This is a genomic window from Nocardiopsis sp. MT53 (assembly GCF_019598965.1).
Lineage (GTDB): Bacteria > Actinomycetota > Actinomycetes > Streptosporangiales > Streptosporangiaceae > Nocardiopsis > Nocardiopsis changdeensis.
Genome location: NZ_CP080599.1, coordinates 3,078,385 through 3,094,094, shown reverse-complemented (window position 1 = coordinate 3,094,094; position 15,710 = coordinate 3,078,385). Strand labels below are relative to the sequence as shown.

16 protein-coding genes are annotated in these 15,710 nt (G+C 73.0%); 11 read left to right on the top strand and 5 right to left on the bottom strand.

Translation table 11 applies throughout. From position 1 onward, the window contains the following. Positions 1-8: 8 nt before the first annotated feature. The gene (locus K1J57_RS13825; protein ID WP_220564827.1) at positions 9-1,232 is read right to left on the bottom strand and encodes an ROK family transcriptional regulator; all 1,224 of its coding nucleotides are present in this window, start codon (positions 1,230-1,232) and stop codon (positions 9-11) included. A 114-nt stretch (positions 1,233-1,346) separates the two neighbouring features. Between K1J57_RS13825 and K1J57_RS13820 the strand changes: the two genes are divergently transcribed. From K1J57_RS13820 to K1J57_RS13785, 8 genes are all read left to right on the top strand, one after another. Further along, on the top strand, positions 1,347-2,489 hold the full coding sequence (locus K1J57_RS13820) for a Gfo/Idh/MocA family protein (RefSeq protein WP_255647172.1): 1,143 nt from the start codon (positions 1,347-1,349) through the stop codon (positions 2,487-2,489). Beyond that, a complete protein-coding gene (locus K1J57_RS13815) occupies positions 2,486-4,084 on the top strand; it encodes a sugar ABC transporter ATP-binding protein (protein ID WP_220564825.1) in 1,599 nt (532 codons plus the stop codon). Before K1J57_RS13820 ends, K1J57_RS13815 begins: the two co-directional genes overlap by 4 nt. Beyond that, a complete protein-coding gene (locus K1J57_RS13810) occupies positions 4,081-5,178 on the top strand; it encodes an ABC transporter permease (protein WP_220564824.1) in 1,098 nt (365 codons plus the stop codon). The genes K1J57_RS13815 and K1J57_RS13810 overlap by 4 nt, the downstream gene beginning before the upstream one ends. Beyond that, complete coding sequence (locus K1J57_RS13805) at positions 5,175-6,230, top strand: ABC transporter permease (RefSeq protein ID WP_220564823.1); 1,056 nt, start codon at positions 5,175-5,177, stop codon at positions 6,228-6,230. The genes K1J57_RS13810 and K1J57_RS13805 overlap by 4 nt, the downstream gene beginning before the upstream one ends. 2 nt (positions 6,231-6,232) lie before the next feature. Continuing rightward, positions 6,233-7,438 (top strand): substrate-binding domain-containing protein, encoded by a 1,206-nt coding sequence (locus tag K1J57_RS13800; RefSeq protein ID WP_220564822.1) that lies wholly within the window; start codon positions 6,233-6,235, stop codon positions 7,436-7,438. Between the two features lie 12 nt (positions 7,439-7,450). Then, complete coding sequence (locus K1J57_RS13795) at positions 7,451-8,308, top strand: sugar phosphate isomerase/epimerase (protein WP_220564821.1); 858 nt, start codon at positions 7,451-7,453, stop codon at positions 8,306-8,308. 162 nt (positions 8,309-8,470) lie between these two features. After that, a complete protein-coding gene (locus tag K1J57_RS13790; protein WP_255647038.1) occupies positions 8,471-9,157 on the top strand; it encodes a hypothetical protein in 687 nt (228 codons plus the stop codon). A gap of 55 nt (positions 9,158-9,212) precedes the next feature. Continuing rightward, positions 9,213-10,217, top strand: coding sequence for a sugar phosphate isomerase/epimerase (locus K1J57_RS13785; protein WP_220564820.1), 1,005 nt, complete (start codon positions 9,213-9,215; stop codon positions 10,215-10,217). Between the two features lie 30 nt (positions 10,218-10,247). On the opposite strand, the gene K1J57_RS13780 is transcribed toward K1J57_RS13785, so the two are convergent. From K1J57_RS13780 to K1J57_RS13765, 4 genes are all read right to left on the bottom strand, one after another. Next, positions 10,248-10,484, bottom strand: coding sequence for a hypothetical protein (locus K1J57_RS13780; RefSeq protein WP_220564819.1), 237 nt, complete (start codon positions 10,482-10,484; stop codon positions 10,248-10,250). A 119-nt stretch (positions 10,485-10,603) separates the two neighbouring features. Beyond that, positions 10,604-10,975, bottom strand: coding sequence for a hypothetical protein (locus K1J57_RS13775; protein ID WP_220564818.1), 372 nt, complete (start codon positions 10,973-10,975; stop codon positions 10,604-10,606). A gap of 107 nt (positions 10,976-11,082) precedes the next feature. Then, on the bottom strand, positions 11,083-11,562 hold the full coding sequence (locus K1J57_RS13770; protein ID WP_220564817.1) for a hypothetical protein: 480 nt from the start codon (positions 11,560-11,562) through the stop codon (positions 11,083-11,085). Positions 11,563-11,884: 322 nt separating this feature from the next. After that, on the bottom strand, positions 11,885-12,580 hold the full coding sequence (locus K1J57_RS13765; protein WP_220564816.1) for a carbonic anhydrase: 696 nt from the start codon (positions 12,578-12,580) through the stop codon (positions 11,885-11,887). A 446-nt stretch (positions 12,581-13,026) separates the two neighbouring features. Here K1J57_RS13765 and K1J57_RS13760 point away from each other — a divergent pair, with 446 nt between their 5' ends. From K1J57_RS13760 to K1J57_RS13750, 3 genes are all read left to right on the top strand, one after another. Next, complete coding sequence (locus K1J57_RS13760; protein ID WP_220565521.1) at positions 13,027-13,575, top strand: TetR/AcrR family transcriptional regulator; 549 nt, start codon at positions 13,027-13,029, stop codon at positions 13,573-13,575. Between the two features lie 187 nt (positions 13,576-13,762). Next, positions 13,763-14,590 (top strand): MHYT domain-containing protein, encoded by an 828-nt coding sequence (locus K1J57_RS13755; protein WP_255647037.1) that lies wholly within the window; start codon positions 13,763-13,765, stop codon positions 14,588-14,590. Between the two features lie 166 nt (positions 14,591-14,756). Further along, a complete protein-coding gene (locus K1J57_RS13750) occupies positions 14,757-15,653 on the top strand; it encodes an MHYT domain-containing protein (protein WP_255647036.1) in 897 nt (298 codons plus the stop codon). Positions 15,654-15,710: the final 57 nt, after the last annotated feature.

Genomic DNA, 15,710 nt, shown 5'->3' with positions numbered 1-15,710 from the left:
CCGGGCTCTCAGGCGGTCCCGGCGATGATGCGGTCGGCGTGCTCCGGGCTCAGGCAGTGCTCGATGACCAGCACGGCGGCGCCGATCTCGCCCGCGCTCTCGGCGGCCGCCGACGACACGATGCTGAGGTGCTCGGTGGCCAGCGGCAGCGACCGCTGGTAGATGACCTCGCGCACCCCGGCCAGCAGGTGGTCCCCGGCCAGGGCCAGCGCCCCGCCGATGACGATCACCGAGGGGTTGAACATGTTGACGGACGCGGCCAGCACCTCGCCGATGTCGCGGCCCGCCTGGCGCAGGGCGCGCAGCGCCGGAACGGACCCGTTGCGGGCCAGCTCCACCACGTCGCGCGCGCTGTGGGCGGGCACGCCCTCGGCGGTGAGGGCCTCGGCCAGGGCGGCCCCGCTGGCGACGGCCTCCAGGCAGCCGGTGTTGCCGCAGCGGCAGGGCTTGTCCGCGCCGCTGGGGACGTGGATGTGCCCCATGTCCCCGGCCGCGCCCTGGGCGCCCCGGTAGACGCGGCCCTCGCTGACGATGCCGCAGCCGATGCCGGTGGCGACCTTGACGAACATCAGGTGGCTGGCGTCGGGCCAGGCGGTGTGGTGCTCGCCGATCGCCATGATGTTCACGTCGTTGTCCACCAGCACCGGGACGGCCAGCCGCTCCCCCACGTAGCCGGGCACGTCGAAGCCGTCCCAGCCGGGCATGATCGGCGGGTTCACGGCCCGGCCGGTGGAGTGCTGGACGGGGCCGGGCAGGCCGATGCCCAGGCCCAGCAGCTCGGAGACGTCGCGGCCGGCGCCGGCGAGCAGCCCGCGGCCGTGCTCCACCACCCAGTCCAGGACGTGTTCGGGCCCCAGGGCGATGTCCAGGTCGGCGCGGGCCTCGGCGATGACCTCGGCCGCCATGTCGGTGAGGGCCAGCCGCGCGTGGGTGGCGCCCAGGTCCGCGGCGAGGACGACCCGCGCCCGGGGCCGGAACGAGAACGTGGTGGGCGGGCGGCCGCCGGTGGAGACGGCCTCGCCCGCCGGGCCGATGAGGCCGCTGGCGAGGAGCGCGTCCACCCGCTGGGTGACGGTGGACCGGGCCAGGCCGGTGGCCCCGGCCAGCTCGGACCGGGTGCGGGGGCGGCCGTCGCGCAGCAGCCGGAGCAGGGTCCCCGCCCCGGGCGCGGTCGTGGTGGGAGCGGCCCGGAGTCCGTGGGCCGGCGGGCCGGTCAGCGCATCTTCCGTCATGGGACAAGTCAAGCACAGGATCTATTGACCGCCTCGAAAGGACCTATTGCGGTCACGTTTCTCAACTTATGCTTGACCGTCGACAGAAGTCCGGCGTACGGTGCGAGCATGTCAGTGAGTAAGGTCACAAGCATCGGCAGCGGGTCCGGTGTCGGGGAGGCCCCGCCCAACGCCTACCGGGCCGCCGTGATCGGCACCGGGTTCATGGGCCGGGTCCACAGCCACGCCGTCCGCGCCAACGGGGGCGCGGTCGTCGGAGTGGCGGGCTCCTCCCCCGCGAAGGCCGAGGCCTTCCGCTCCGCCAACGGCGTCGGCCGCGCCCACGCCGACGCCCTGGACCTGATCCGCGGCGACGACGTGGACGTGGTGCACGTGTGCGTCCCCAACCACCTCCACGCACCCCTGACCCTGGCGGCCCTGGCCGCCGGCAAACACGTGGTGTGCGAGAAGCCCCTGGCCACCGACGCCGCGACCGCCGCGGAGATGACCGCGGCCGCCGCGGACGCCGGGCTGGTCGCCGTCGTCCCCTTCGCCTACCGCTTCCACCCCATGGTCCGCGAGGCCCGGGCGCTGGTCGCCGCGGGCGCCGTCGGCAGGGTCGGCCTGGCCCACGGCGGCTACCTCCAGGACTGGCTGCTGTACCCGCAGGAGGACAACTGGCGGGTGGACCCGCGGCTCGGCGGCCCCACCCGGGCGTTCGGGGACATCGGCTCGCACTGGTGCGACATGCTCGAGTTCGTCACCGGCGACCGGATCGCCTCCGTCAGCGCCCAGACCGGCCGGCTCAACGACGTCCGCGACGGGCGGCCGGTGGACACCGAGGACCTGGTCACCCTCCAGTTCGCGACCGCCGGCGGGGCCGTGGGCGGCGCGGTCATCAGCCAGGTCTCCCCCGGCCGCAAGAACAGCCTGGTGCTGGAGGTCTCCGGCACCGAGGGCTCGCTGCGCTTCGACCAGGAGCGCCCCGAGACCCTGTGGGCGGGCGGGCGCGGGCGCACCGGGATCATCTCCCGGGACGACCCGGACCTGAGCGCCGACGCCGCCCGGCTCACCGCCGTCCCCGTCGGCCACCCGCAGGGCTACCAGGACTGCTTCAACGCCCTGGTCGCCGACACCGCCGACGCCGTCGCCGGGGGCTCCCCCGAGGGCCTGCCGGTCTTCGCCGACGGGCTGCGCGCGGCGGTCATCGCCGAGGCCGTGCTGCTCTCGGCCCGCGAGCGCCGCTGGGTCGACGTCACCGAGGTGGACCGGGGATGAGCACCGCACCCCCCGCAGAGCCGGTGGTCCGCATGAGCGGCATCACCAAGTCGTTCTTGGGCGTCCGCGTCCTGCACGGCGTCGACCTGGAGCTGTACCCGGGGCAGGTGCACGCCCTGGTGGGCGAGAACGGCGCCGGGAAGTCGACCCTGATGAAGGTCCTGGCCGGGGTCCACCCGGCCGACGGGGGCACCGTCGAACTGGACGGCCGCCCCGTCTCCTTCGAGCACCCGGTCCAGGCGCAGCGGGCCGGCGTGGCCACGGTGTTCCAGGAGTTCAACCTGCTCCCGGAGCGCACCGTCGCCGAGAACGTGTTCCTGGGCCGGGAGATCCGGGGCCGGTTCGGCGCCGTGGACGCCCGCGCCATGGAACGCGCCACCGCCGCCCTGCTCGCCGACCTGGACCTGGAGGGCATCGAGCCCTGGGCCCGGGTCCGGTCCCTGTCGGTGGCCCAGCAGCAGGTGGTGGAGATCGTCAAGGCGCTCTCGCACGACGCCCGCGTCATCTCCATGGACGAGCCGACCGCCGCGCTGGCCGAGAGCGAGGTGGAGGTGCTCTACCGGATCATCGCCCGCCTGCTCGAACGCGGTGTGGCGGTGCTGTACGTCTCCCACCGCATGCGGGAGATCTTCGACCTGGCGACCCGGATCACCGTCCTGAAGGACGGTCGCCTCGTCGACACCGTGGACGCCGCCGGGACTCGCCCGGCCGACCTGGTCCGCATGATGGTGGGCCGTCCGGTGTCGGCGGTCTTCCCCGAGCACCTGGAACCGTCCGGGGACCGCCACGGCGACGTGCGCCTGGAGGTGTCCGGCGGCGGCAACACCCAGCTGGACGGCATCTCCTTCCAGGTGCGCGGCGGCGAGATCGTGGGCCTGGCCGGGCTCCAGGGCAGCGGGCGCACCGAGATCGCGCACGCCCTGTTCGGGATCGAGCGCTTCACCCGGGGCGAGGTCCGCGTGGACGGGCGCCGGGTGGACCCGCGCTCGCCGCGGACCGCGATCCGGGCGGGCCTGGTGCTGGTGAGCGAGGACCGCAAGACCCAGGGCCTGGCCCTGAACCAGTCGGTCCTGGCCAACGCCCGGCTGGTCCTGGACGCGGTGTGGCCGTTCGGCTCGGGCGCCCGAGCCGCCCGCCTGCCGGGGGTGCTCTCCTCCCTGGAGCTGGTGGCGCGCGGCGGCAACACCCAGGAGGTCCGCTACCTCTCCGGCGGCAACCAGCAGAAGGTCGTGCTGGCCAAGTGGCTGGCGACCGAGCCCGGCGTGATGGTGCTGGACGAGCCCACGCGGGGCATCGACGTCGGCGCCAAGCAGGCCGTCTACCGGCTGATGCGGGAGCTGGCGGCGCAGGGCGTGGCGATCGTCCTCATCTCCTCGGAGCTGCCCGAGCTGATCGGGATGTCGGACCGCCTCGTCGTCCTGGCCGACGGCCGGGTGGCGGGCGGGCTGCCCGGCGGCTCCGGCGAGGAGGAGGTCATGGCGCTGGCCACCGGCTCCGCCGCCGAACCCGCCGGCCCCGGGGTCGAGGACCCGCGGATCACCGCAGCGGCGGCCGGACACCCCGACGACCACAGCCACGAGGAGGCCGCACCGTGAGCGCTCCCCCCGCCTCCCCGCAGTCCGCGGTCCGCGCCCTGTGGGCCCGCACCGGCACCACCGGCCTGGTCTACCTGGCCCTGGTCCTGCTGCTGGTGCTCAGCACCCTCTACGTCGCGTCCCGGGGCGAGAACCTCTTCACCACGGCCAACACCGTGGACCTGTTCACCCGCAGCAGCCTGCTCGGGTTCCTCGCCATCGGCCAGACCCTGGTCATCCTGTGCCGCTCCCTGGACCTGTCGGTCGGGTACGTGGCGGCCCTGTCCACCGTGGTCGCGGCCACCGTCATGGCGGGCGACCCGGCCCGCGTCCCCCTGGGCATCGCCGCCACCCTGGGCCTGGCGGCGCTGATCGGCCTGGCCAACGGCACCATCGTGACGTGGCTGCGGGTCAACCCGTTCATCGCCACCCTGGGCACCGGGCTCATCATCAAGGGGTACCTGGACACCAACTTCCAGGGCCCGGCGGGGGCGATCCCCGCCACCTTCCAGGCCTTCGGCTACACCCGCATCGGGGTGTTCCCGGTGTCCACCCTGGTCATGCTGGCCCTGGCCGCGGCGGCGGTGGTGTTCCTGCACCGCACCCGCACCGGCTACCACATGTACGCGGTGGGCGGCGATGCCGAGGTGGCGCGCCTGTCCGGTGTCCGCGACCGGATCCCCGTCATCACCGCGCACGTCCTGTGCTCGGTGACCGCCGGGATGGCCGGGCTGCTGCTGGCCTCGCGCTTCGGCACCGGCAGCGCCCTGGTCTACAACAACGGCTACGAACTGGAGGCCATCGCCGCGGTGGTGCTCGGCGGGACCTACCTGCTGGGCGGGCGCGGCGGCGTGGCCGGGACCATCGCCGGGGTGTTCATCCTGGCCACCCTCGACACCGTGTTCAACGTGCTGGCGGTGGACCCGTTCGTCAAGGACGTGCTGCGCGGCGTCATCGTCATCACCGCCGTCGCCATCTACGCCCGCGGCCGGCTGTCCCGGTCCGCGGTGCGGGTGCGCTTCCCCTCCGGCGGTCCGCCGCCACCCGCTCCCCCGCCCGATCCGGGCGGCGCCCCGGCCCCCGTCACCTCCGGCACCGAAGGAGGCGGACGATGACCGAGACGCCCGCCCGGCGCTCCGCCCCCCTCGCCCTGCTGTCCTCGCTGGGACGGGGCGGCACCGCCACGGTGCTCCTGATCCTGGTGCTGATCTTCGTGGTCATCGCCACCCGGAACCCGTCCTTCTTCGAGGGCCCGCCGCTCATGGCCTTCGCCAAGAAGGCGGCGCCGCTCGTCATCCTGGCCGTGGGCCAGTACCTGGTCATCGTGTCCGGGGAGTTCGACCTGTCGGTCGGTTCCCTGGTCGGCGCCCAGGTGGTCATCGCGGCCCGGCTCATCGACGGCGAGGAGGGCATGACCCTGCCCGTCATCGGCCTCATGCTCGCCTTCGGCCTGTTGGTGGGCCTGGTCAACGGGCTGGTCACGACGCTCCTCAAGGTGCCGTCGATCATCGCCACCCTGGGCATGATGCTCGTCCTGTTCGGCGCGGTCCGGTTCTGGACCGGGGGCGCGCCCACCGGCTCCCTGTCGGAGGCGTTCCGCGTCCCCGGCCGGGGCGGGATCGAGGGCGTGCCGTTCCTGGGGCAGCTGCCCTGGGCGGTGCTCATCGCCCTGGCGCTGACCGTCTGCGCCGTGCTCCTCATGCGCTCCCCGTTCGGCCGCTCCCTGATGGCGACCGGCGACAACGACGTCGCCGCCGCCTACGCCGGGGTGCGGGTGCAGCGGGTGCGCACCCTGGCCTTCGTCGGCTCCACCCTCATGGCGACCGTCGCGGCGATCCTCATCGGCGGGTTCGCCGGGGTCACCGCGCAGGTCGGCCAGGGGCTGGAGTTCACCGCCATCACCGCCGTGGTGCTGGGCGGAGTGGTCCTGGGCGGCGGCCGCGGGACGGTCGTGGCCGCCGCCCTGGGCGCCCTCACCGTCGAAGCCCTGTTCACCCTCTTCAACCAGCTCTACCTGCCCTCGACCATCCAGCCTTCGGTGCAGGGGCTCATCATCATCGCCGCGGTGGCCTACGCCGCCCGCCGGGGCGATCTGCGACCGCCGGGGCGCCCGCGCCGGCGACCGGACCACGAACCCGAGCGCGAGCCCGGGACCCCCAGGAGGTAACCATGCGCATCTCACGCATGCTGCTCGCCGGCACCGCCGGCCTGACACTGATGCTCTCGGCGTGTACCACCGACGCGCCCGACGAGGCCGCGCCGGGAGGTGAGGGCGGCGCCGGGATGACGCCGGACGCCGAGTGGTTCGACGAGGCCGAGTACGAGGCCCAGCTCGCCCAGCGGGAGATCACGCCGGAGGGCTCGCCCGACGAGCCCTGGCTCCAGGCGATCGAGCCGGAGTGGACGGACACCTCGGAGTTCGTCCACGACTCCCCCGAGGACGCCACCGTCTGCTTCTCCAACGCCTCGGTCTCCAACCCCTGGCGCGTCACCGGCTTCATCACCATGGAGCAGCAGGTGGAGGCGCTCCAGGAGGAGGGCCGGATCGGCGAGTTCCGGGTGTCGGACGCCGCCGACGACGACAACCAGCAGATCTCCGACATCCAGGCCTTCGTGGACTCGGGCGACTGCGACGCCATCATCATCTCGCCGTCCACCACGGCCACGCTGACTCCGGCGGTGGAGACCGCGTGCGAGAGCGGCGTCCCGGTCATCGTGTTCGACCGCGGCGTCAACACCGACTGCATGGTGACCTTCATCCACCCGATCGGCGGCTACGCCTACGGCGCCGACGCCGCCGAGTTCCTGGTGGAGAACCTGGAGCCGGGCTCCCGAGTGCTGGCACTGCGCATCCTGCCGGGTGTGGACGTGCTGGAGCACCGCTGGGCGGCCGCCCAGCAGATCTTCGGCGAGAGCGAGCTGGAGGTGCTCGGCTTCGAGTTCACCGAGGGCGACGGCGCCAAGATCAAGGACCTGGTCTCCCAGCACCTGCAGCGCGGCGAGGTCGACGGCATCTGGATGGACGCCGGCGACGGCGCCGTGGCCGCCCTGGAGGCGTTCGAGGACGCCGGCCAGCCCTACCCGGTGATCTCCGGTGAGGACGAGCTGAGCTTCATGCGCAAGTGGGACGAGGAGGGGCTGACCGCGATCGCGCCGGTGTACTCCAACTTCCAGTGGCGCACCCCGGTGCTGGCCGCCGCCATGATCCTGGGCGGCGAGGAGGTGCCCTCCGAGTGGATCCTGCCGCAGGAGCCCATCCGCCAGGGCGAGCTCCAGGACTACCTGGACCGCAACGCCGACATGCCGTCGCTGCACTACGCCAAGTTCGGCGGGGAGGACCTGCCCGGGTTCCCCGAGGCCTGGACCGACCGGTAGGAGGAGGGGCGGATGCGCGCGCTGGGGGTCAACACCTGGGTGTGGACGTCACCGCTGACCGGGGCCGATCTGGAAGTGATCGCCCCACGGGTGGCGGACTGGGGGTTCGACGTGATCGAACTGCCCGTGGAGGACGTCGGCGACTGGGACCCCGGCCGCGCGCGGGACCTGGTGAGCGGGCTGGGTCTGGAGCCCCGCGTCGTACTGGTCATGGGCCCGGGTCGGGAGCTGGTCGCGACCGACCCGGGCACCCGGCGGACGACACAGGACTACCTGCGCCGGGTCGTGGACGCGGCGGCGGCGGTCGGGTCGCCCGTCGCCGCCGGCCCCGCCTACGCGTCGGTGGGCCGCACCTGGCGGATGTCCCCCGCGGAGCGGGCGTCCCTCGCGGCCGAGCTGACCGAGGCCCTGGCCCCGGTCGTGGAGCACGCCGCGCAGGCGGGCGTCCGGCTGGCGGTGGAGCCCCTCAACCGCTACGAGACGAGCGTCCTCAACACCGTCGACCAGGGCCTGGAGCTGCTCGCGGACCTGCCGTCGGAGCACTGCGGCCTGGCCCTGGACGTGTACCACATGAACATCGAGGAGCGGGACGTCCCGGCGGCGATCCTGCGGGCCGGCGACCGGGTCGCCCACGTGCAGGTATGCGCGAACGACCGGGGCGCCCCCGGGGCCGACCACCTGGACTGGCCCGGGATCGCCGCCTCACTGGACACGATCCGGTACACAGGCCCCCTGGTCATCGAATCCTTCACCGCGGAGAATGCCACCATCGCCACCGCGGCCTCCATCTGGCGGCCGCTGGCGGCGACACAGGACGCGATCGCCGTCGACGGGCTGGCGTTCCTGAGGTCCCTCCCGAGTGGAAGGTGAGGAGTGGTGGGACCCGGGGCGCGGTCCGCACCCGGCCGTGCACGCACAGCGGGCGGGCGGGCGACGCGTCCGGCACGGCACACCACCACCCCGCTCGGTGCCGCGCTGGCCGGAGAGCGCCGCCGGGAGCAGGGTGACTCCCACCCGCTAGGAGACGTCACCATGCCCGCCGACCACCCCAACCCCCCGACCCTGGAGGACTCCGGACCGCAGCCCCCGGAGGACCTGCCCGAACCCTCCCGCACCACTCCGCTGACCTGGTGGCTCACCATCGGCGCGATGGCCGTCGTGATGGCGCTGATCGCCGCGCTCGTCCTGTCCGGCGGACGCGAGGAACCCGGCGGCGCCGACGCCGACGCCGTGGCCGCGCTCGCCGAGGACGCGACCGCCGCCGGGGAGACCCTGTCCCCGGTCGTCGAGGAGATGGAGGAGTGGCTGCCCACCGACGGCTCCCACCCGCCGCTCGACGTGGTGGACGCCGCGACCGTGCACGGCTGGCGGACCGCCGCCCACGAGGCCGCCACCGGCCTGGCCGTGCGGGAAGGCGCGGACCCGGTCCGCACCGGCCTGATCTCGTCGGCGTCGCTGCTGGTCGTGGCCGCCGACACCTACTCCAAGGCCGCGCTGGTGGAGGACGAGGACCTGCGCATGGACCTGCTGCACGTGGCGATGGACGTGCGCAACGAGGCCGTCGTCGGCTGGTCGGCCGCGGCCTCGCACCTGGACGAGGCCGCGGTCGCCGCCGGGCTGGGCCACGTCCACGTCCACCTGCCCGCCTCCCCCGACCTGGGGGCGCTGGAGCCCGACGGCACCGCCGGGACCCGGGTCGGGCAAGAGAACCACCACTGACGAACGAACACCGGCCCCGGCCCCGAGCCGGGGCCCACCGACGAAAGGCCCGACCATGACACGACCGGTCACCCTCTTCACCGGGCAGTGGGCCGACCTGCCCTTCGAGGAGATCTGCTCCCTGGCGTCCTCCTGGGGCTACGACGGGCTGGAACTGGCCTGTTGGGGCGACCACCTCGACGTCACCCGCGCCGCCGCCGACGACGACTACGTGCGCGACCGCCTCGACACCCTCGAGCGGCACGGCCTGGGGCTGTGGGCGATCTCCAACCACCTGCTCGGCCAGGCGGTCTGCGACGACCCCATCGACCGGCGGCACAAGGACATCCTGCCGTCCCGGGTGTGGGGCGACGGCGACCCCGAGGGCGTGCGGAGGCGCGCCGCCGAGGAGATGAAGACGACCGCGCGGGCCGCCGCCCGGCTCGGGGTGTCCACGGTGGTGGGCTTCACGGGGTCGGCGATCTGGAAGTACGTGGCGATGTTCCCGCCGGTGGGCGAGGACGTCATCGAGGCCGGGTACCGGGACTTCGCCGACCGGTGGAACCCGATCCTGGACGTGTTCGACGAGGTGGGGGTGCGGTTCGCACACGAGGTGCACCCCTCCGAGATCGCCTACGACTACTGGTCGACGCGGGCGGCGCTGGAGGCGGTGGGGAACCGGGAGGCGTTCGGCCTGAACTGGGACCCCAGCCACATGGTGTGGCAGGATATCGACCCGGCGGGGTTCCTGTGGGACTTCCGGGACCGGATCTACCACGTGGACTGCAAGGACACCCGCAGGCGGACCGGCAACGGACGCAACGGGCGGCTGGGCTCGCACCTGCCGTGGGGCGACCCGCGGCGCGGCTGGGACTTCGTGTCCACCGGCCACGGCGACGTGCCCTGGGAGGACTGCTTCCGCGTCCTGAACTCCATCGGCTACACCGGGCCGATCTCGGTGGAATGGGAGGACGCGGGGATGGACCGGCTGGTCGGCGCGGCCGAGGCGGTGGAGTTCGTCCGCTCCCACGCCTACGACCCGCCGCAGGCGTCGTTCGACTCGGCGTTCGGCTCCGACTGACGCCCTGCTCCCCGGGCCGGCGGCCGCGGATCACATCATCGGGGCGATGACCACCCGGTATCCGCGGCCGTCGGCCACGACGTCGCGCCGGAAGTCGTTGACCCGGTTGACCGAGTCCTGCACCGCGCGGCCGCTGAACGCCGCCGGGTCGGCGGCGGGCAGGCGGGCCAGGACGGCGCGGACGGCCTCGTCGACGGAGAGCACCGTCTCCCGGTGCTCCAGGACGATGCGCGCGCCGTCGAGGCGGCTGATGGCGATCCGGAACATGGCCGGTTCTCCTCGGGCAGGGGGCGGCTGTGGGAGAGCGGGGTCTTCCCCGATTGTCCCCCATCGCCCGGGCCGGAGCGGCGCGCGGGACCGGAGGGCACGGCCGCCCCGGCCCGGCGTCAGACCTCCAGGGTCTCCTCGATGTTCCTGAGGCGGTGCCGGGCCAGGGCGAGGTTGCCCCGGGTCCGGTCCAGCGCCAGGTAGAGGAACAGCCCCTGCCCCTTGCGGCCGGCGAGCGGGCGGATGACGTGGTACTGCCCGGACAGGGTGATGAGGATGTCCTCGATGGCGTCGTTGAGGCCGAGCTGGTCCATGGTGCGCATCTTGGCGCGGACCACCTCGGTGTTGCCCGCCGCGGCGACGGTGAGGTCGAGCGTGTTGGTGGAGGCGAGGGTGCCCAGCGCCATCCCGCTGCCGTAGTCGACGACGGCGGCGCCCACCGCCCCGTCGATCTCCATCATCTCTTTGAGGCCGGATTCGATGTTCGGCATGTCCTTCTCTTTCCTGTGGTCGGTTCGGTCGGTTCGGCGCTGCCGTCCCCGTTCGGCGATCCAGCGGCGCAGCCCGTGGACCGCGCGGCGCGGGGAGGCCCCACCGGTCACGCGGTCACCGCCCGGTCGGGTCCGTCCGCCGACAGGGTGCGCAGCGCGGCGAGGACGCGCTCCAGGACCCCGCGGTCCACGGGGACGGCCTGCCGGGGCCGGGGGAGGCCGCCCGGGTCCGGCAGCGGGGGCCGGTCGCGGCGGGGCGCGGGCGGCCGGGCGGTGCGGGCGAGGCGGCGCAGGTCCCGCAGGGCGGAGCCGAGGCTCCCCCCGTCCGGGGACACCCGCACCCGCACCCGCAGGCACAGGTCCGCGGACGCCGCCAGGACGGCGGCCAGGACGTGGTGGCGGGCGTCGGAGACGACGACGTCCTCCATGTCCTGGCCCGCGCACAGCGGTCCCGCGTGCACGGCCCGCAGGATCGCCACCACGTCCTCGGGGCGGTCCTCGTCTCCGACGTGGACGAGGGTCCGCCCGCTCCGCCAGTCGACGAGGTGGACACTGCGCACCCCGGGCGTCCGGAGCAGGTCCCTCATCTGTCGGTCGATCGCACGCACATCGGTCCTCCGTGGAGACGGGTCGGGCGGTCCGCGGCGGACGGGGCAGCGGGCCGCCCTTGTACGGACAAGGACGACAATAGGGTGATGCGGTCGATTCCGCTGGCTTTTCAGAAATCCGTGGAATCGTGCCTGATAAGAAGGCCGGGAACCCGGTGCCACCCCTGGGAACGAATGCCCGATTTCACACATGAACGGCATGAATAAAACGGCGATCGCCCGTGATATCACGGGCGATCGCCTCTACCGCCTTATGGGTTCTTCGGGCCCTAGGACCCGACGTCCGGATCGACGGGCCGGGTCAGAGCCAGTCGACGCCGTAGCCCTCCAGGTCGTAGCGGGCCGCGACGATGTCCAGCCTCCCGGACTCGACGAACGGCGCCAGTTCCGGGTCCGCGCGCAGCAGGCCGGCGACGTGCCGGGCGTTGGCGCGCACGCAGGCGTCGACGAAGTCGCCCCCGTCGTCGGGGGTGGAGTCGACGACCTCCAGGATCTGCTCCACGAGGTAGCCGACGTGGCCGTGCGGGAGCTCTCCGGTGCGGTGGGCCTCCACCGCGGCGCCCACCGCGCCGCAGGAGGAGTGACCCTGGACGACGATGAGCGGGACCGCCAGGTGTTCGACGGCGTAGACGATGCTGCCGAGCACCGAGGAGTCCAGGACCTCGCCGGCGGAACGGACGGTGAACAGGTCGCCCAGGCCCCGGTCGAAGACCAGTTCCGGTGCGACCCGCGAGTCGGCGCAGCCGAGGACGAGGGCGAAGGGGCTCTGCCCCTGGGCGACCTCGATCCGGCGGCGGCGCCCCTCGTGGGGGTGGACGGAGGCGAACCGGCGCCAGCGCCGGTTGCCCTCCTTGAGCAGACGCAGGGCGTCGGCGGCCCCTCCCTCGAAGGGGGCTCCGGAGTCGGCCAACGCGGACGAGGGAACCGCGGCGGCCAGGGCGGCTCCCGCACCGCCGACCAGGGAGGCGCGCAGGGCGTGACGACGTGAAATGGCCATGGGGAGTCTCGTTCTTCTTCGCTTCGAGGCGGATCACGCCTCCGGTCAAAGAAAGCGAACAAAAACTACGCTTCTCCCAAAAGGGACACAAGACACTTAACGGATTCTTGACGCCGACCCCGCACCCGCGCCGCCCCCGTTCCCACGCGCACCGCCCCGCCCCTTCCGGGAAAGGGGACCGGCCGCCGCCCGCCGCGACCCCCTCACCTCTACCGATGCGCCCCGATCCGCCGTAGACTCCCACCGACCGATCGTTCAGTAACCGACCCCCTCGTGTGACGGCCACGACACGCGGTCCATGACCGGACGACCGGCACGCGACCGGCCGGCGACACGAGGTAGATTCGACAACCGTGCCCCGAACCAGCCCTGGCGAGTCCGCGCCCCCGCGCTCCGGGAGGCGCCGCTCCGGACGCCCCGGACACGACGCCGACTCCGTCCTGCACGTGGCGGCCCGCGTCTTCAACGAGCGCGGCTACGACGGGACCAGCATGGAGGACCTGGCGCGCGCCCTGGGCGTCACCAAGTCCGCGATCTACCACCACGTCTCCAGCAAGACCGAGCTGCTGCGCCGGTCGCTGGACCTGGCCATGGACGCCCTGTTCGCGGTCACCCGCGAGGAGGCCTCGGTCACCGGCCCGGCCGTGGACCGGCTCGACCACGTCCTGCGCGGCAGTGTCCGCGTGCTGGTGGAGCTGCTCCCGCACGTCACGCTCCTCCTGAGGGTGCGCGGCAACACCGAGGTGGAGAAGCACGCCCTGGAGCGGCGGCGCGAGTTCGACCACCTGGTCGCCGACCTGGTGCGCGAGGGCATCGTCGCCGGGGACATCCGCGACGACGTGGACCCGGCGGTGGCCGCACGGCTGCTGTTCGGCATGGTCAACTCGATCGTGGAGTGGTACAAGCCCGACCGCGGGCTGTCGGCGGAGGAGGTGGCCGACACCCTCGCCACCATCGCCTTCCAGGGGCTGCGCCGTCCGCCGCACGCCTCCTGACCCGAAACCGGTGATACCGGTCACGGAGGTCACGGTCACCGCTGGTCACACCCCCGCCGGGCTCGCGGTTCCCTCATGCGACCAAGGTCCCGAAAGCAGAGAAGCGTAATACTTCCGGCTTTCTTGTTTCATATCCGTTTTCTATGCTTTTCCAGCCGGGAAAATCGCACAGTCGGGACGGAACAGCGTGGTCGATCACTTCACCTACGGACCGTGGACTCCGGGGATCGCCTACGCGGTGTCGGTCGTCGGCTCCTTCATCGGCCTGATGGCGGCCGCGCGGTCGCGCGCCGCCACCCGCCGCTTCGCCCGCCTGCAGTGGCTGGCCATGAGCGCGGTCTGCCTGGGCGGCACCGCCGTGTGGTCCATGCACTTCATCGCGATGATGGGCTTCCGGGTCACGGGCACCGCCATCCGCTACGACACCGCCCTGACCCTGGCCAGCGGCGCCATCGCCATCCTGGTCATGGGCGTGGCGCTGTACCTGACCATCCGCCGCGGGACCACCGGCTGGCTGCTGCTCAGCGGCGCCATCGCCGGTTCCGGGATCGTCGCCATGCACTACATCGGCATGGCCTCGATGAACATGAACGGCGACCTGCACCACGACCCGGTGTTCGTCGCCGCCGCCGCGGTGATCGCCCTGGCCGCCGCGACCGCCGCCCTGTGGTTCGCCCGGCGCGTGGAGGGCCTGCCCGCCATCACCGTGGCCTCGCTGCTCATGGGCGTCGCCGTCTCTTGCATGCACTACACCGGCATGTTCGGGATGAGCGCCACCGTGCACACCGGGGACCACCTGTCCACCCCGGCCGGGGCCACCTCCTCGGACCTGCTGCTGCCGCTGGTGGTGGGCCTGTTCGTCCTCCTGCTGGTGTGCAGCCTCTTCCTCATGCTGGGCGTGGAGGACGCGCCCCGGCGCCCCGCGCCCGCCCCGGCCCCGCAGGAACGGAAGGACGCGAGCGGAGAGTACTCCCCCCGTCACGTTTTCGACCCGAACCGGGACCGCACCCGATAACCCGCATTCGGACATCGGGAACAGGGCGCGGGAAAACACACCCACGCCGGTGACACTCCGCATCGGGTGATGTGTATTCCGCACATCCCCTGGCTTTTCATGAATTCCATCTTTATGATCCGTAGCTCACGCCCAATGTGACCTAGGTCATGGAAAGTGGAGTTCCGTGTTCGACGATGTCTTCGGCCAGGACTGGCTGACCCCCGCCATCGCGTTCACCGTCTCGGTGATCGGCTCCTTCCTCGGGCTCTCCTTCGCCTACCGGGCCCGCCGCGCCACCGGGCTCGCCCGGTGGCACTGGACGTTCCTGGCCGCCCTGGCCCTGGGCGGCATGGCCGTGTGGTCCATGCACTTCATCGCGATGATGGGCTTCCGCCTCTCGGGCACCGCCATCCGCTACGACACGCTGCTCACCCTCCTCAGCGGCGCCATCGCCATCGTGGTCATGGGCGGCGCGCTCGCGCTGAGCCTGCGCAGGCGGAGCACCCCCTGGCTGCTGCTCAGCGGCCTGCTGCTGGGGATCGGCGTGATCGCCATGCACTACACCGGCGTCGCCTCGATGAACGTCCACGGCGACCTGCACCTGGACCCCGTGTACGTGGCCGCGTCCTGTGCCATCGCCGTCGTCGCGGCCACCGCCGCCCTGTGGTTCGCCACCCGGGTCACGGGGCTGGGCGCCAACGCCGGCGCCTCCGTGCTGATGGGCGCGGCCGTCACCTCGATGCACTACACCGGGATGGCGGGCGTGCACCACGAGGCGCCCGAGTTCACCCGCTACGGCGCCCCCGAGGGCTCCACCGTGCCCGACCTGCTGCTGCCGATGATCGTGGTGCTCTTCGTGTTCCTGCTCGTCTGCAGCCTCTTCCTCCTCCTGGGGGTCGAGGAGGAGCGCACCGACTACAGCCGGCGCCCCGTGCACGCCGCCGCCGCGCCCCCGGACGACGTGGTCCGCCCCGGCGACGCCGGGTACAGCCCGCGCCACGCCTCGGCCCGCCCCATCGCGCAGGCGGCGGCGGGCGAGCCGCGCCGCGCGGCCGACGACGTGTGGACGCGCCGCCGCTGACCCCGCCGGAAAACCATTGGCCCCCGCGGGCCCGCCGAGTGTAGTTTCGTCGGGTCC